Source organism: Actinomycetospora chlora (assembly GCF_039542135.1).
GTDB lineage: Bacteria > Actinomycetota > Actinomycetes > Mycobacteriales > Pseudonocardiaceae > Actinomycetospora > Actinomycetospora chlora.
Window position 1 is genome coordinate 20,809 of the sequence record NZ_BAABHO010000037.1, and the last position, 16,767, is coordinate 37,575.

General features: G+C 74.2%; 13 protein-coding genes. 5 read left to right on the forward strand and 8 right to left on the reverse strand.

From position 1 onward, the window contains the following. The first annotated feature begins 2 nt into the window (after positions 1-2). Both ABD994_RS21075 and ABD994_RS21080 read left to right on the forward strand, forming a co-directional pair. A complete protein-coding gene (locus tag ABD994_RS21075; RefSeq protein WP_345419620.1) occupies positions 3-596 on the forward strand; it encodes a DinB family protein in 594 nt (197 codons plus the stop codon). Between the two features lie 70 nt (positions 597-666). Next, the gene (locus ABD994_RS21080) at positions 667-1,074 is read left to right on the forward strand and encodes a VOC family protein (RefSeq protein WP_345419623.1); all 408 of its coding nucleotides are present in this window, start codon (positions 667-669) and stop codon (positions 1,072-1,074) included. A 12-nt stretch (positions 1,075-1,086) separates the two neighbouring features. Here the strand turns inward: ABD994_RS21080 and ABD994_RS21085 are convergent, their stop codons facing one another. Both ABD994_RS21085 and ABD994_RS21090 read right to left on the reverse strand, forming a co-directional pair. Then, on the reverse strand, positions 1,087-1,611 hold the full coding sequence (locus ABD994_RS21085; protein WP_345419627.1) for an amphi-Trp domain-containing protein: 525 nt from the start codon (positions 1,609-1,611) through the stop codon (positions 1,087-1,089). A 69-nt stretch (positions 1,612-1,680) separates the two neighbouring features. After that, positions 1,681-2,532, reverse strand: coding sequence for an alpha/beta fold hydrolase (locus ABD994_RS21090; protein ID WP_345419631.1), 852 nt, complete (start codon positions 2,530-2,532; stop codon positions 1,681-1,683). Between the two features lie 24 nt (positions 2,533-2,556). Here ABD994_RS21090 and ABD994_RS21095 point away from each other — a divergent pair, with 24 nt between their 5' ends. Further along, positions 2,557-3,117 (forward strand): TetR/AcrR family transcriptional regulator, encoded by a 561-nt coding sequence (locus ABD994_RS21095; protein ID WP_345419634.1) that lies wholly within the window; start codon positions 2,557-2,559, stop codon positions 3,115-3,117. Here ABD994_RS21095 and ABD994_RS21100 read toward each other — a convergent pair. Next, positions 3,114-4,109 carry a helix-turn-helix domain-containing protein gene (locus tag ABD994_RS21100; RefSeq protein ID WP_345419637.1) on the reverse strand — a complete coding sequence of 332 codons (996 nt, stop codon included), beginning with the start codon at positions 4,107-4,109 and terminating at the stop codon, positions 3,114-3,116. The genes ABD994_RS21095 and ABD994_RS21100 overlap by 4 nt on opposite strands. Positions 4,110-4,258: 149 nt before the next feature. Between ABD994_RS21100 and ABD994_RS21105 the strand changes: the two genes are divergently transcribed. Both ABD994_RS21105 and ABD994_RS21110 read left to right on the forward strand, forming a co-directional pair. Beyond that, positions 4,259-6,391 (forward strand): molybdopterin-containing oxidoreductase family protein, encoded by a 2,133-nt coding sequence (locus tag ABD994_RS21105; RefSeq protein WP_345419642.1) that lies wholly within the window; start codon positions 4,259-4,261, stop codon positions 6,389-6,391. Positions 6,392-6,425: 34 nt separating this feature from the next. Continuing rightward, positions 6,426-6,806 (forward strand): CBS domain-containing protein, encoded by a 381-nt coding sequence (locus ABD994_RS21110; protein WP_345419645.1) that lies wholly within the window; start codon positions 6,426-6,428, stop codon positions 6,804-6,806. Between the two features lie 5 nt (positions 6,807-6,811). Here ABD994_RS21110 and ABD994_RS21115 read toward each other — a convergent pair whose 3' ends face one another. The 5 genes from ABD994_RS21115 to ABD994_RS21135 all read right to left on the reverse strand — a co-directional run bounded on the left by ABD994_RS21115 (position 6,812) and on the right by ABD994_RS21135 (position 16,721). Beyond that, positions 6,812-11,674: a beta-propeller fold lactonase family protein gene (locus tag ABD994_RS21115; RefSeq protein ID WP_345419648.1), complete on the reverse strand. Its 4,863-nt coding sequence runs from the start codon at positions 11,672-11,674 to the stop codon at positions 6,812-6,814. 163 nt (positions 11,675-11,837) lie between these two features. Then, a complete protein-coding gene (locus ABD994_RS21120) occupies positions 11,838-12,827 on the reverse strand; it encodes an adenosine deaminase (protein WP_345419651.1) in 990 nt (329 codons plus the stop codon). Beyond that, positions 12,824-14,605, reverse strand: coding sequence for a CocE/NonD family hydrolase (locus ABD994_RS21125; RefSeq protein WP_345419654.1), 1,782 nt, complete (start codon positions 14,603-14,605; stop codon positions 12,824-12,826). Before ABD994_RS21125 ends, ABD994_RS21120 begins: the two co-directional genes overlap by 4 nt. Then, positions 14,602-15,156, reverse strand: coding sequence for a TetR/AcrR family transcriptional regulator (locus ABD994_RS21130; RefSeq protein ID WP_345419658.1), 555 nt, complete (start codon positions 15,154-15,156; stop codon positions 14,602-14,604). The genes ABD994_RS21125 and ABD994_RS21130 overlap by 4 nt, the downstream gene beginning before the upstream one ends. Positions 15,157-15,164: 8 nt before the next feature. Next, positions 15,165-16,721 carry an FAD-dependent monooxygenase gene (locus ABD994_RS21135; protein ID WP_345419661.1) on the reverse strand — a complete coding sequence of 519 codons (1,557 nt, stop codon included), beginning with the start codon at positions 16,719-16,721 and terminating at the stop codon, positions 15,165-15,167. Positions 16,722-16,767 lie beyond the last annotated feature (46 nt).

Below are 16,767 nucleotides of genomic sequence, written 5' to 3' on the forward strand. Positions count from 1 at the left end.
GCGTGGACGACGCGGCCGCGAAGGCACACCTGCACGGCTCCCTGCAGCAGGCCCGCGAGGCGGTGCTGTGGAAGCTCGACGGGCTCGGCGAGTACGACGCCCGCCGCCCGCTGACCCCGACCGGCACCAACCTGCTCGGCCTGCTCAAGCACCTCGCGTTCGTCGAGGCCGGCTACTTCGCCGACGCGTTCGACCGGCCGATGACCGAGGGCCCGCGCTGGGACGACCTCGGCGACGACGAGACCGCGGACATGTGGGCGACGGCCGACGAGTCGCGCGACGAGCTCGTCGCGACCTACCGCCGCACCATCGCCCACGCCGACGGCACGATCACCGAGCTGCCCCTCGACGCCGAGGGCCACGTCGCGCACTGGCCGGCCGAGCGCAACCCCGTGACCCTGCACGCGATGCTCGTCCACGTCGTCGCCGAGACCCAGCGCCACGCGGGCCACGTCGACATCGTCCGCGAGCTGATCGACGGCGCGGCCGGCCGCCAGCCCGGGAACGACAACCTGGCTCCCGGCGACGCGGACGCCTGGGCCCGCCACCGCGGCCGCGTCGAGCGCGCCGCCCGGGAGGCCGCGGGACGCCCGTGAGGCGGTTCCGGGTCGGACCCGCCCGGCGCTACCGTGCTCGCCCCCGCACCGTCGAGCACCGGAGCACCCCGTGGGCGTCACCCTGAACCCCTACCTGCACTTCGACGGCGAGGCCGCGCAGGCCATCGCCTTCTACGCCGACGTGCTCGGCGGCGAGACGTCGGTGATGACGTTCGCGCAGATGGGCATGGAGGGCCCGGATGCGGAGAAGGTCATGCACGGCCAGCTCGAGACCCCCCACGGCATCACGCTGATGGTCTCGGACATGCCGCCCGGGTCGACCCGCGAGCGCGGCAACGACATCACCGTCTCGCTCTCCGGTGACGACGAGCCGGCGCTGCGCGGCTTCTACGAGAAGCTCTCGGCGAGCGGCGAGGTGGGCACCCCGCTCGAGAAGCAGATGTGGGGCGACCTCTACGGCGACTGCACCGACCGCTTCGGCATCCGCTGGCTGGTCAACATCGCCCAGCCGGGCTGACCCCCGGCGGGCTCAGCCGCCGTTCGCGGCGCCGTTCGCCTTCTTCTTCGGCGCGGCCTTCGCCGGCGCGGCCTTCGCCGTCGCGGTCTTCCCCGCCGTCGCGGTCTTCCCCGCCGTCGCGGTCGCGGCCCTCGCCGACGAGGCCGCCGACGTCGCCGCCGGTGCCGACGTCGCCGGAGCACGGTCGGCGTCGAGGGCACGGTCCTCGCCCTCGTCGCGGTCCTCGCCCTCCTCTCGGTCCTCGCCGTCGTCGTCGGCCTCGTCCGCCTCGTCGGTCTCCTCGACCCGCGCCGGCGGGGACGACGCCGACCGCCCGAGCGACCACGACAGCTCCAGCTCGAGCTCCACCTCGTCGCCGTCGATCTCCAGCTCGACCTCGACGTCGACGTCGTCGCCGAGCGGGACGGTGACGACCGGCCCGGAGAGCGGGAGCTCGGCGCTGCCACCGCCCCGGATCGCGTCGGCGAGGTCGGCCAGCCAGTCGGCGAGCTCCTCCCGGGACAGCGTCAGCTCGTGCTCCACCTTGATCTCCGCCATCGCGCCGCTCCTCGCGTCCGGTCCGTGTCGGCACCACCTTGCCGCGCCGGACGTGATCCGGACATGCCGTCAGGTGGCGGAATCGCCGCCGGATCCGGCGAGGAAGTCGAGCACCTCGCGGGTGACCCGCGCCGGGTCGTCCTCCATGACGAAGTGCCCGGCACCCGGCACGACGACCAGCTCGGCGTGCGGGATCGCGGCGGCCAGGCGCTCGGCCCAGCCGGTCGGCTGCCAGCGGTCCTCCTGCCCCCACAGCAGCCGCACCGGCACGATGATCTCGCCCAGCCGGTCGCTGATCTCCTCGGTGTACCGCGGGTCGTAGTGGGCGACCTGATGCAGGGCGAACGACGCCCGACCGACGGCCGTGCGGTGCGGGGCCAGGAACGCGGCGAGGGCGTCGCCGCTCATCCGCTCCTCGTCGGCGACGGTCATCGCCAGCTGGCGGGTGAGGACGTCGGTGAACTCGTCGGCGGGCAGCCGCGCGAGGTCGTCGAAGCCCTCGGCGATGATCTCCTGCCAGGTCTCGGACGGCCACGAGTCGAAGCTGACGCTGTCCGCGAGCAGGAGGCGCCGGACGCGCTCGGGGTGCAGGACCGCCATCCGCTGGCCGACCGCCCCGCCGATGTCGTGGGTGACCAGCGCGGCGCTGCCGATGCCGAGCTCGTCGAGCAGGCGCACCAGCAGCTCGGTCTGGGCGCCGACCGACGTGTCGCGGTCCAGCGGGCGCTCGGACTGCCCATAGCCGAGCAGGTCGTAGGTGATGACGCGGTACCCGGCGACCTCGACGTGCGGGACGACGTCGCGCCACTCGTGGGAGGACGAGGGCGTCCCGTGCACGAACACCACCGGGTCGCCCGCGCCGCGATCGCGGTAGGCCAGCCGCACGCCGTCGACGAGGACGTGCCGGTCGAGGAGATCCATGGTAGGTAGACTAGTCTACCTATTATGAGTCCCGCAGTCCGGGGATCGGCCCGGCGCAAGCTGCTCGACGCCGCCGCGGCGCGCTTCTACGCCCAGGGCGTCGTCGCGACGGGCATCGACGTCATCACCGCGGACGCCGGCGTCGCGAAGATGAGCCTCTACAACAACTTCGCGTCGAAGGCCGATCTGGTGGCGGCCTACCTGGAGCGCCGCCAGGAGGAGTTCCGCGCGCGGCACCGGGAGCTGGTCGCGGCGCTGCCGGACGACGCGGGGCCGGCCGCCCGGGCGCTGGCGGTCTTCGACGCCTACGTCGGGCACGCGGAGGCGGCCGGGGGTTTCCGTGGCTGCGGCCTCCTCAACGCCGCCGCCGAGCTCGCGACGGGCGACCCCGGCCGCGAGGTCGTCGCCGGGCACAAGGCGGAGGTCGAGCGGATGCTGCGCGACGCCGTCGGGGACGCCGGGCTCGCGGAGCACCTGTCCCTGCTGCTCGAGGGCGCGATGGCCCGGGCCGGGCTGGAGGGCGACACCGCCCTCTTGCGCCGGGCGCGCGCGCTGGCCGCCGGCCTGCTCGGGGCCGGGACTTAGATTCCGGCCCGCCGGCGGTAGGTGGCCGGCGGCTCGTGGAACTCGAGCTTGAAGCGGCGGCTGAACGACGCGAGGTCGGCGAAGCCGCAGGCGTGCGCGATCTCGGTGAGGGACAGGTCGGCGTCGCGGGGGTCGAGCAGCCGGCGCCGCGCGTGCTCGAGGCGCCGGCGCCGGATGAGTGCGCCGACCGTCGTGTGCGCCTCGGCGAAGACGCGGTGCAGCGCCCGGACGGAGATGAAGTGCGCGCGGGCGACGTCCTCGGGACCGAGGTCGGGGTCCTCCAGGTGCTCGGCGATGTAGGCGTCGACGCGGCGCCGCAGGTCCACGGCGCTGTTCGGTGACAACACGTCGCCCTGCCGCAACGACTCGCCGATCGCGGTCCCGAGCAGCGACGCGAGCTGCCCGGCGAGGCGGCCCCCCGCCGGGTCGCTCAGGGCGGGCGGGCGCAGCGCGGTCTCGGCGAGGGTCTGCCCGACGATGGCGCTGAGCCGGTCGCCGCCCAGCGTGCGCGCGGTCGCCGCCCGCGTGACGTCGGCGCCCAGCGCGACGAGCTCGCGCGGCCAGGTCAGCACCAGCAGCTTCCACGGGCCGTCGAAGTGCCAGGTGAAGGGCCGGTCGGTCTCGTACACGGCGTACGCGCCGCGCCCGAGCACCGCCTCGCGGCCGTCCTGTTCCAGCACCGCGCGGCCCTGCGACACCAGACCCACCTGCAGGTAGGCGTGCCCGTCGCTGCGGGCCAGGCCCGTCGTCCGACGGGCGCTCTGCGGCGCGGAGCTCACGACCGCGGCCGACAGGTGGCCCACGAGCGTGCTGCGGACGCGGCTCGCGAAGGGACCGTCGCGGTCCACGTCGTCGACGTCGAGCGCGACGAAGTGCTCGCGGAGCATGTCGCACCAGGGCGCGACGCCGTCGGCCTCGCCCGCCGCGCTGCGGTTCGCGTACTCGGGCCCGGTGTCCGGGAACGGGCCGACGGGGCAGGGTTCTCGACGCACCGAGGAACTCCCGGTCAGGTGGTGGTCGCCCGACGCTAGGACTTCTGTCGCTCTGCGACAAGCCCGCGACGCCCCGTGCGGCCCACCATCGGCCCGATCACGGTCGAGGACGACCGCTCCCCCGGACCCACCACACCGAGGAGGACCCCGTGACGGCCATCGAGGTACCCATCACCCCCACGCAGACGGTCGTGCACGGCGCGTGCCCGCACGACTGCCCGGACACCTGCGCGATGCTCGTGACGGTCGAGGACGGGCGAGCGACCAAGGTCGCCGGCGACCCCGAGCACCCGTTCACGCGCGGCGGGCTCTGCGTCAAGGTCAACAACTACCAGGACAAGACCTACAGCCCCGACCGCGTGCTGCACCCGATGAAGCGGGTGGGGCCGAAGGGCAGCGGCCGCTTCGAGCAGATCACCTGGGACGAGGCGCTGGACACCATCGCGTCGACGTTCCGGGCCAGGATCGCCGAGCACGGCGCCGAGACGGTCATGCCGGTCAGCTACCTCGGCAACCAGGGCATCCTCAACGGCCTGACCGTCGGCGACGCCTTCTTCAACCGCCTCGGCGCGACCGTCTCCGAGCGGACCTACTGCGACTCCGGGTCCTGCACCGCCTACGCCGCCACGATCGGTGCGACGGCGGGCGTCGACCCGGAGAGCTTCGTGCACTCCCGCTACATCATCATCTGGGCCACCAACACGATCTCGACCAACCTGCACCTCTGGCCGCTCATCGCCGAGGCGCAGAAGCGCGGGGCCAAGGTCGTCTGCATCGACCCGATGCGCCACCGCACCGCGCAGCGCGCCGACTGGCACATCCCGATCCGGCCGGGCACCGACGCCGCGCTCGCGCTGGCGATGATGAACGTGATCATCGGTGAGGGCCTGCACGACGAGGCGTACGTCCGCGACCACACCGAGGGCTTCGACGAGCTGGCCGAGCGGGTCACGCAGTACACCCCGGAGTGGGCGTCGCAGGAGACCGGGATCCCGGTCGAGGACATCCGCACGCTCGCCCGCGAGTACGCCACCACCGACCCGGCGGTCATCCGCATCGGTGTCGCCGTCGAGCGGCACGCGGGCGGCGGGCAGACCGTGCGCTCGATCGCGTGCCTCCCGGCCCTGGTCGGCGCGTGGCGCCACGTCGGCGGCGGCCTGCTGCAGCTGCCCCTGTGGGCGCACCCGGTCAACTGGCCGGCGTTCGTCCACCCCGAGTACCGGCCCGAGGGCACCCGGGTGGTCAACCAGTTCCTGCTCGGGCAGGCGCTGACCGGCGAGCTGGCCCTCGACCCGCCGATCACGGCGCTGATGGTCTACAACTCGAACCCCATGGTCGTGTCCCCGGAGCAGGACAAGATCGCGCGGGGCCTGGCGCGCGAGGACCTGTTCACCGTGGTCAGCGACCACTTCCTCACCGACACCGCGCGCTACGCCGACATCGTGCTGCCCGCCACGACCGCGCTCGAGCAGCACGACCTCATGTTCAGCTGGGGCCACTTCTACGTCACGATCAACACCCCGGCGGTCGAGCCCGAGGGCGAGTCGATCCCCAACACCGAGCTGTTCCGCCGGCTGGCGGCCGCGATGGGCTTCGAGGACGACTACTTCCGGCTCTCGGACGAGGAGCTGCTCGCCCAGGCCTACGACTGGACGGCGCCCGCCATGGAGGGCATCACGCTGGAGTCGCTGCGCGAGACCGGCTGGGCCCGGCTCAACCTCCCGAGCGCCGACGAGTACGCGCCGCACGTCGACGGCGGCTTCCCGACGCCGTCGGGGAAGACCGAGTTCCGGTCCTCGGCGCTCGAGGCCGCGGGCAACTTCGTCGTCCCGCTGTTCCGCCAGCTCTCCGAGGAGTTCCAGGTCGGCGGCACGGTCGACCCGCTCCCGCACTACATCGCGCCGCGCGAGACCGGCGAGGTCTACCCGCTCAACCTGCTCTCGCCGAAGTCGCACGCGTACATCAACTCGAGCGCCGGTGACCAGGCGATGCAGAAGCGGGTGCAGGGCGAGCAGACCCTCACGATCCACCCGGCGGACGCGGAGGCCCGCGGGATCGAGGAGGGCCGCTACGTCGAGATCGCGAACGACCGGGGCCGCTTCGTCGCGCTCGCCAAGGTTTCCGACGAGGTCGCACCGGGCGTGGTGGTCTGTCCCATGGGATCGTGGCCGAAGAACGCCAAGGGAGGGAGCACCGTGAACTCCGTGAACCCGTTCGTCTTCGCCGACCTCGGCAACGCGCCGACCTTCTCCGACACCCGTGTCGAGGTCACGCTCGTCTGACCGGGCGGCGGAGCACGGCACCATCGCCGGTGCCGTGCTCCGCCGGCCCAAGGTCCTGCCCGCGGGCGCCACCGCCGGTGACGCCCGTGCGGTGCTGGCCGACGACCACGTGCACGCCGCGCTCGTCGTCGACGGCGGCGTGCTGCTCGCGGTCGTCGAACGCCCGGACCTGGAATCCGTCCCCGACGCGACACCCGCCGCCCTCGCCGGCCGGCTCGCGGGGCGCACCGTCGCGCCCGACGCCGACCTCGCCGCCACCTGGGCGGACATGGCGGCGCAGGGGCGGCGGCGCCTCGCCGTCGTCGCCGACGACGGGACGCTCGTGGGGCTGCTGTGCCTCAAGCGCTCCGGGCGCGGCTTCTGCTCGGCGGCCGACGTCGCCGCGCGGGAGCGCGACCGGCAGGTGCGGGCCTAGGTGCGTCAGGTCTGGGTGACGCCGCCACCCGCGCCGGCCGCAGCCGGGAGCCACACCGCGTTCACCGTCCCAGCCCGGACGTCGTACGCCAGGGCGTACTGCCCGTCCGGGGTGAACCAGGAGGCCCCGCCGTTGCCCTCGACGGGCACGACGGTGACCGTGTCGTCCGCCGTCGAGACCACGAGCAGCTGTCCCCCGCCGCGGACGACGCCGTAGGCCCCGTCCGGGCTGAACGCCACGGAGGTCTCCCACGCCTGGGCGTCCGGAAGGGTGGTGACGACGTGGAAGTCCGCCGTGTCGATGACGGTGAGCGCGCCGGACCAGTCGTCGCTGACGTAGAGGCGCCCGCCGTCGGGGCTGACCGAGAGGGTTCCGGGCCGCTGGCCGACGGGGATGGTGGCGACCCGGGAGCCGTCGGCCGTGGCGACGACGGTGACGGTGCCCGCCTCGCGGCCGGAGATGTAGAGGAACGCCCCGTCCGGGCTCGTCCGTAGCTCGCCGATGCCGGAGCCGACGTCGGCGGTGCCCAGCACGGTCAGGGTCGCCGTGTCGATGACGGTCACGATCCCGCCGTTCCTGTCGGGGGCGACGGCACGCGTCCCGTCCGGGGTGAAGACGACGTCGCCCGTGCTGGGGAGCGCGAAGGTGGCCGCGACCGAGCCGTCTCGGGTGTCGATGACCGTCACGCTGTCGGAGGAGTTGCTCGCGACCCAGGCGTGGACGCCGTCCGCGGCCAGGCGGATCGGGCTCGGGCCGTCGCCGACGGGCACCCTGGCGAGCACGGTGCCGTCGCTCGGGTCGACGACGGTCACCGTGGCGCCAGGGCCGTAGCTCGGGATCAGCGCCCGCGAGCCGTCGGGGGTGAACTCCGCCGAGCCGGCGTAGTTCGGCGTCACGGGGATCACCGCGACGACGTGGTGGTCCGCGGTGTCGACGAGCGTCACGCTGCCGCTGTACGAGGTGACCGCGAGCCGGCTGCCGTCCGGACTGAACCGGGGCTCGTAGGCGATCCCGCCGAGCGGGACGGTGGCCAGGACGGTGCCGTCGCGCGCGTCGAGGACGGTGAGCGTGCCGTCGGCGGTGGCGTAGAGGCGGCTGCCGTCGGGGCCGTACCGCACGTCGATCGGGATCGCGTCCAGGGTGACGGTGGTGGCGGCCGCGGTGGCCGGGTCGACGAGGGTGAGCGTGCGGTCCCCGCGGCTCACGACGACGACGCCCCCGGTCGGGCCCAGCTGCGGCACGTCGGGGTAGCTCCCGACGGGCACGACGGCCAGCACCTCGCCGGTGCCGGTGTCGAACACCGTCAGCGTCCCGTCGGCGGAGCTGGTGACGTAGCCCCGGCTGCCGTCCGCGCCGAGCACGACGCGCTGCGGATAGCCACCGACCGCGACCACGGTCGACGCGCCGGAGGCCGGGTCGAACAGGGTGACCGTGCCGTCGTCGAAGCTGGAGACGATCACCCGGCCGTCGGGGAGCAGCACCGGGGCACCGGGTGACCCGCCGACCGCGACCGTCGAGGTCACCAGCGGACCGGTCGCCGGGGCGACCACGACGGTCACCGCGACCGGTGTCCCGGTGCCCGGCTTGCTGTAGGCCGTGATCGTGAAGGTGTCCGCGTCCTCGCCCGGGCTGAGCGCCGCGTCGCGGCGTCCCGCGCCGCTCGGGGTGTAGACGTAGCGCCCGTCGGCGCCAACCGTGACCGTGCCGTGCGCCGGCGGGGTGGTGACCCGGTAGGTCAGCGGCCCGGTCCCGAAGCCGAGGTCGCCGGCGACGGCCCCGGTCGTGGCGTCGGGCGTCCCGGCGGTCGCCGTCCCGGTCTGGGCGGGCGGGCCGGCCGGGACGTCGACCAGCGCGATCTCGGTGAGGGTGCCGTCGGTGCTGAGCACGTGGGCGTAGCGGCCGTCCGGGCTGAACGCCACCGCGGTCGCCCCCGGCACCGAGAAGGCGGTGCCGGAGCCGTCGAGGGTGCCCAGGAACGACACGATCCCGGTGTCCCGGTCGAACGTGTAGACGAACCGGCCGTCCGGGCTGTTGCCGCCCACGTCCTGGTAGTCGGTGACCAGGAGTGGGTCGAGCGTCGCCGTGTCGTACACCGACGTCGAGCCGTCCGGCCGGGTGAGGTACGCCCGGGCGCCGTCGAGGCTGAACGTCGGCTCGAGCACAAAGCCGGTGAGGGTGCGGACGCTGTCGTCGGTCGTGTCGACGATGGTCTGCACGCCGTCGGCGTCGACGAACCAGATCTGGCTCCCGTTCGGGTTGAGCGTCCCGAAGCTGGTGCTGCGGCCGAGGGGGACCACCTCGACCACGGCGTCGGTCGTCGTGTCGAGGATCGTGACCGCGGCGGCCCCGCGGGTCACGACGTACGCGCGGTCGCCCGCGAACTGCACGCCCGACGTCCCGGTGCCGACGTCGACGGTCGCCACGACGGCGGACGTGGACGTGTCGATCACCCGGACCTTGCCGTCGGCGTAGTCGGGGACGTAGAGGCGGGTGCCGTCCGGGCTGACATAGAGGTCGGTCGAGTGCGCGCCGACGGGGATCGTGGCCGTGGCGGCGCCGGTCACCGCGTCGATGACGGTGACCGTGCCCCCGTCGTCGGTGAACGCGTAGGCCCGGCTCCCGTCCGGGCTCCACCGGACGGCCGGGAACGTGGAGAGGGTGATGGGGTCGGAGACCTGCAGGGTCGCGGTGTCGATGACGCGCACGGTGTTCGCGGCGGTGTCGACGACGGCGACCCGCCCACCGTCCGGGCTGACGTCCGCGAGCTGGGGCGAACCGCCGAGAGGGAGCTGGGCGAGCTGGGTCCCCGAGGCCGTGTCGATCACAGTGACGGTGCCGCCGGTGGCACTGGTGGCGTAGAGCCGGGTGCCGTCCGGCGAGGTGCGCACGTCGGCCGCCTCGTTGACCGCGATGGTGCTCACGACCCGGCCGGTGGCGGTGTCGATCACGGTGATGGTCGCGTTGCTCTGGTCGGCGACGTAGTACAGGTCGCCGGCCGGGCTGTAGCCGATCTGCCCGATGGTGGCTCCGAGCGCGACGTCGCGCACCACCGTGTTGGTCGCGGTGTCGATCACCGACACGGTGCCGGGGTCGCCGCCGTAGCCCGGCTGGAGGACCACGGCCCGCGAGCCGTCCGGGCTCAGGCGCAGCAGACCGTTCGCCGGCAGCGTCCTGGTCGCTCCGGACACGAGGTCCACCGCGGTGATCTCGGAGCGGTTCTGGACGTAGGCGTACGTCCCGTCCGGGCTGATCACGATCGAGGAGGGCGCCGACCCGACGGGCACCGTCGTGACGACCGTGGGCGTCGCCGGCTGCGCCGGCGGGACCTCGACGGTCTGCATGATCGTCTCGCCCGTGTCAGCGGCCCGGAGGGCGAGGCGCGCGACGGTCTGCGTGCTCTGCCGATCGACCCGCACCGTGAACGTGTCGGTGTCGACACCGGGGGTCCGCGCCGCGGCGAGGCGCGCCGCGGCGGTCGGCGTGTAGACGTAGGTGCCATCCGGGTTGATCGTCAGCGTGCCGCGCGACGGCGGGGTCGTGACGGTGAAGACCTGCCCCTCGCCCAGGGTGACGCCGAGGTTGCCGGTGGTCGCCCCGGTCGTGCTGTCGACGGTGCCGTCGATCGGCGTCGTGGTGGGCACGGTCGTGACCGTGATCGGGACGTCGACGGTGTGCGCGCCGAACAGGCGGTTCGCCAGCTCGGGGTGGGACCGCGCGAGCAGCCGGTTGACCAGGAACGTGAGGTTGCCGAGACCGGGCGCGGTCGGGTCGTTGTCCCGGACCCGGATGGTGAAGGTGTCCGTGCCGACGTAGCCCGGTTTCGGCGTGTAGATGTACGTGCCGGTGTCCTCGTCCAGGTCCACGGTGCCGTGGGCCGGCTCGGTGAGCAGGGAGTAGGTCAGCGGGTCGTGGTCGGGGTCGGTGCCGTCGACGTCGCCGGTGCTCTGGCCGGTGGTCGTCGGCGGGCCCGGGGTGACGGTCGCCGTCGGCGCGCGGTTGAACAGCGGGTTCTCGCCGCGCCGGAAGAAGGCCCACTGGGCGAGGAGCAGGGCGCTCGTGGGCGCGGCCGGCGCGACGGGGCCGGGACCGCCGTGCGGCGCGGTCGGCACGACACCGCCGAGGGCGAGCGCGATCCGCGTCAGCAGGTTGTCGGCGACGGCGTGGCGTCCTCGCGACGGGGCCGCGGAGCGCACGGCGGGCGCGGCGCTCGGTCCGGCCGTGGCGGCCGGTGTGGCGTTCGGGGCCGCGGCCGCGGTGGTCGGCGTCGCGGCCGTGGGTGTCACGGCCGACGCCGTCGCCGGGAGCGGACCGACCACCGGGGCGGGGGTGGTCGTGGGGACGACAGGCGTGGTCGTGGCGGTCGTCGGCGCGGCGGCCGACGTCGAGGGCTCGGGCTCGGTCGTGGTGTCGATCGTCGGTTCGGTCGTGGCTCCGGTCGTCGGGGTCGTGTCCGACGGCGGCGCCTGCTCCGTCGTCTCCCCGGAGCTGCCCGTCGGCTCCTCCGAGGTGGCGTTCGTGGACCCGTCGCCGCCCGACCCGGAGGTGTCGTCCGAGGTGCTCGCGGAGCTCTCGTCGGCCGTGTCGCCACCGGAGCCGGAGCCGGAATCGGAATCGGCGCCGGAACCGGAGCCGGTCGGCGTCGTCACCGCGATGGTGTGCACGACCGCGCCGACCGGCAGGGCCACCGCCGGCGCCTCCTGCCCACCGTGGAGCAGGATGCCCGCGCCGATCGCCGCCGCGAGCGTGGTCTGCGCCGTCCGCGAGGTGACCGCCGACCGCCCGGCGCGCCGGGCCTTGGCGACCCGCGCGGCCTTCCTCGCCCGGGCCGCCTCGACCGACGCGGACCTGGTCGTGACCGTCTTCTTCACGTATGCATCCCCCCGATACAGCGGCTCTCGCCGCGTCTCACACTCCTCATCGTCACGATCGGTGGAATTGTTGCGGTTTGCGTTGCTCCATCAGAGTCACTACTGGCGAGTAGTGCTTGATCTGCTCACCGAACGTCGACGAGACGACACGGCGCGCGCTGGTTCACCCGCGCCAGGCGTCGACCTCGGCGTGCAGCTCGGCCGCGCGCTCGGCCGACACGAACGCCGCGTCGACGGCGTGGTGGGCGAGCCGGGCCTGGTCGTCGCGGGTCAGGCCGAGCGCCGCGGCGACCGCGCGGTGGTTGTCGTCGACATAGCCGCCGAAGTAGGCCGGGTCGTCGGAGTGGACGCTGACGCGCAGGCCGCGGTGCAGCATGGTCGCGAGCGGGTGGTCGCGGAGGTCGGGCGTGCAGCGCAGGCGCACGTTGGACAGCGGGCAGACCGTCAGCGGGACGGCGTCGCGGACGAGGCGGTCGACGAGCTCGGGGTCGTCGAGGCTGCGGATGCCGTGGTCGATGCGCTCGACGCCGAGCACGTCGAGGGCCTCGGTGACGTACGCCGCCGGGCCCTCCTCCCCCGCGTGCGCGACGCGGTGCAGCCCGGCCTCCGCGGCCAGCGCGAACACCTCGGCGAACCCGCCCGGCGGGTGGCCGACCTCAGCGCTGTCCAGGCCGATCCCCAGCAGCGGCGCGTCCGCCGCCAGCAGCGCGCGCAGCACGTCGACCGCCTCGGCGGGGGGCCGGTCGCGCAGGAAGCAGGCGATGAGCCCGGTGGTGATGCCGAGTCCGGGCGCGTCGTCGGCGAGGGCGCCCGCGACGCCGTCCACCACCGCCGCGAGCGGGACCCCGCGGACCAGGTGGGCCTGGGGGTCCACGAACAGCTCGACGTGGCGCACCCCGCCGGCGGCGGCGCGCCGCAGGTAGGCCCGGGTCATGGCGGCGAAGTCGTCGGCGGTCCGCAGCACGGCCATGTTCGCGTAGTAGAGCGCGAGGAAGTCCGCGAGGTCGTGGAAGGCGTAGCGGGCGCGCAGGTCCTCGATGTCCCGGTAGGGCAGCGCGATGCCGTTCCGTGCCGCGAGCTCCGTGATCAGCTCGGGCTCGAGGGTGCCCTCGACGTGGACGTGGAGCTCGACCGCCGGCGGGGTGTCGATCACGGACCGAGCGTAGGGCGCAGACCCCCGACGCTCGTCACCTCGATCCAGCTCGCGCCCCCGAAGTGCACGGTGTTGCGGGCCAGGTAGGGCGGGACCGGCAGGTCGAACTGCGGGTAGCCCTCCCTCGGGTCCTTGCGGACGAGGTCGGTGCGGCTGGCGAGGTCGAGGCGCAGGGACTCACCGGCGGTGAGCCGGACCGGTCCCGGCGTCAGACTGAAGCGCAGCACCACCGGCTCGTGCGGGGTCAACGGCTCCCGGACGCCCAGGTCGGTCGCGATCTCGATGGCCGTGCTGCGTGCCGTGTCCTCGACCCGGACCACCGGACGCATCGCCCCCATCGAGAGCTGGCGGGCGGTGCCCGCCGTGTCGACGCGCGAGAGGCGGGCGATCACGAACGAGTCGATCTCGCTGCTGCTGAAGGTCAGGCGGGCGGTGACCGCCCCCGCGAGCTCGACGTCCTCCGTGACCGGCAGCTCGAAGGACAGGACCTGGTTGGCCACCTCGTCGAGCCCGCCGGGCATCGGCACCCCGAGCGGGACCGCGGCCCAGGAGTTCGCTCCCTCCTCGGGGCGGGCCTCGGTCAGCCGGTGGGTGACGTGGTCGGCACCGGCCGAGCCGAGGTGCAGACGGCGGACCTCGCCCTCCGGCGGCGGGAACGCCGTGGCGGTCTCGTACCGGTCGGCCCCGTCGACCCAGTAGCGCACGTGCGGCAGCTCGCCGTAGCCGTTGTCCACGCCGCGCAGGACGTGGTCGAAGAAGGCGAGCGCCTCGCCCTCCCAGGCGTACACGGGCAGGTCGTACTCGGCCGGGGCGAGGACCATCCACCGGCGGTCGGCCGGCGTCGCGGCGTTCTCGAACAGGTCGTACGTGCCGTACTGGTGGAAGTTGAAGTAGCCGAGGTTCTGCACCACCACGAACGGCACGTCGATGTCGCCGAGCACGCCCGTGGAGCCCTCGGGGATCGTCGCCGACTCGCGGCTCTTCTCGTCGAAGGTCCAGTGCGCGAAGATCTCGCGGGCCCACGCGCTCGGGGTCGCGGCCATGAACCTCCGGAACACCGTGCCGACGTTGCGGTGCACCAGCTTCTCGAGCAGCGGGTGCAGCGGCCCGTTGGTCAGGCGGCTGACGAGCGCGCGCACAGTCGGCGACATCCGCCCGGCCTCGCGGGCGTCGGTGAAGTTCGCGCCGAGCCACAGCGCCAGGAAGAAGCTGTTGGGCACGCCGGCGAACTGCTGGAACTGGCGGACGAAGTCGGTGCAGATCTCGTTGGCGAAGAAGGCCCGCAGCGCCGGCGGCCGGCGCGCGGCGACCTGGGGCTGGGTCATCCCGTAGTACGAGGTGCCGAAGAGCACGACCTCGCCGTTGCACCAGGGCTGCTCGGCCGCCCAGGCGATGACGGCCTCGTGGTCGTCGACGTCCTGGTCGGAGAAGAACATCCCGGGCTCGCCGCCGGAGCGGCCCATGCCGCGCCGCTCGACGATCACGGGGCAGTAGCCGCGGTCGGTGAAGACCGGCGGCGACCCGATCTCGTTCGAGCCGGTGGGGATGCCCGCGGTGTGCCACTCGGTGCTGTAGCCGGCGAACGACACGACGGCCGGGTAGCGGCCGGCGACGGCGGGTGTGTAGACGTCGGCGTTGAGGGTGACGCCGTCGCCCACCGGGACCCGCTGGCCCGCGTGCACCGCGTCGCCGAGTCCCTCCATCGCGACCGCGCGCGGCGTCCAGCCGGCGTACTGGGGTCCGGCGGTGGAGGGCTTGAGCGGGATGTGCGGGGTCACGACGGGTCCTTCCGGGCGAGACGGTCGACGAGGGTGGCGAGCAGGTGCTCGGCGAGACCGGTGACGTCCTCACCCCGGGCGAGGGCGAGCACCGCGATACCGGTGGAGGTGGCCTGCAGGAGGGCGACGTCAGCGGGATCGGGCTCCGCACCGGCCGCGGTGAGCAGCGCGGCCCCGAGCGGGCCGACGCCCGCGGCCAGGGCGCCGAACGCCTCACGGACCGCCGGGTTGCGGTCGGCGGCCTGGGTGAGGGCCAGCAGCACCCGGGTGTGCTCGGGAGCCGTCAGCAGCCGCGCGAGGGCCGCGACCTGCTCGTCCGGGCCGCCGGCGTCCTGCGCCGCGCGCACGAGAGCGACGCGACGCCGCACGGCCTCCTCGGCCACGGCCACCAGGAGGTCGTCGCGGGTCGGGTAGTAGTAGGTGAGGTGGCTCTGGCGCAGGCCCGCCTGGGCCGCGACCCGGGGCTGGGTGAACCCCGCCGGCCCCGTCTCCCCGATCACCTCGAGCGCGGCCTCGACGATGGCGGCGCGGCGGTTCGGCCGGTCGGGCACGACGGGGCCTACGCGGCCGCGGGGGCGGCGACGCCGAGGACGTCGGCGAGGTAGCGCCGCAGGACGTCGGGGTCGGTGGTGTCGGCGACCAGCCCGAGGTAGCCGTCGGGCCGGACGAGCGCCATCGCGTCGCGGCCGTCGGTGACGCCGTACGCGTGCGCGAGCGCGCCCGCCGGGTCGAGGAGGTCGCGGCCGACCGTCACGACGGTGCCGAGGTCGCCGAGCGTCGCGGCGAGGGCGCCGGGATCGGCGGGGTCGCCGTGCACCAGCAGCAGGAAGCCGGGCCGGGTCTGCAGCTCCTCGATCGACACGGGCGAGCCGTCGGCCCGCTGCAGACCGTCGGGGTCCGGGGCGTGGTCGCCGGCGTGCGCGCCGCCGTGGTGGGGCCGCCCGTGCTGCACGGCCAGGGCGCTGTGCCGGTAGCCGATGGTCAGTTCGGCCATCTGGGTCGCCGCGGCGTCGCCGGCGCGGTGGACGTGACCGACCAGGAACAGGGCGGCGTCGCGGACGCCGGCCAGCGCGCCGGACGCGGTGCCGACCTCGGTGAGCAGCGTGGTCCTGCGCACCACCTCGGCCCCGACCGGGTGCCGCTCGTCGTGGTAGCTGTCGAGCAGCCGGGCGTCGGCGCCACGGGCGACCAGGGCCAGCTTCCACGCGAGGTTCGCCGCGTCCTGGATGCCGGTGTTCATGCCCTGCGCGCCCGCCGGGCTGTGGACGTGCGCGGCGTCCCCGGCGAGCAGGACCCGGCCGTGGCGGTACTGCGGGACCTGGGCGTGGTGGATCTCGAAGTACGCCAGCCACCGCGGGTGGTGGACACGCACGCGTCCGCCCATCCGCGCGTCCGCGAGGGCCTGGATCCGCTCGAGGGTCGGGGCGTCGTCGGTGGGCTCGTCCACGAGGAACATCACCCGTGCGCGGTCCCCGGCCAGCGGGAAGAGGATCCCCATCCCCTCGGGGTGGGTGTACATCCAGATGGTGTCGCGGGTCAGCGGGGTGTCGACGTCGACGTCGGCCATGGCGAAGTGCTGGCCGTGGAAGCCGCCCTCGAGGTGCGTGCCCAGCAGGTGCCGCGTCGTGCTGTGGCCGCCGTCGGCACCGACCACCCAGCCGACCCGCTCGGTGCGCTCCCCCTCGGCTCCCGCCAGGGTGACCGTGACGCCCTCGCCGTCCTGCTCGAGCGCGGTGAGCCGGGTGCCGCGCTCGACGGTGACGCCCAGCTCGGCCGCGCGGTCGCCCAGGACCGCCTCGGTGTCGGGCTGCGGGATGTCGAGCACGTACGGGTGCCGGCTCGGGGCATCGCCGAGCGCGATCCGGGCGCGGGTGTCGCCGCTGCGACCGTCGAGCATCGTCAGGGCACCGATGCGCCGGCCGCGGGCCTCGAGCGCGGGCAGCACGCCGAGCGCCGCGAGCATCTCCAGGCTCCGCGCGTGGACGCCGACGGCGCGGGACTCCGTCGTCGGGGTCGCCAGCGCGTCGACCACCCGCACCGGGACACCGAGACGCGCCAGCTGGCACGCCGCCGTCAGCCCCACCGGGCCGGCCCCGACCACGAGCACACCGTCCATGACTCCACACTCCCTGACTGGTAGACCAACCAAGTACAAGGCCCGA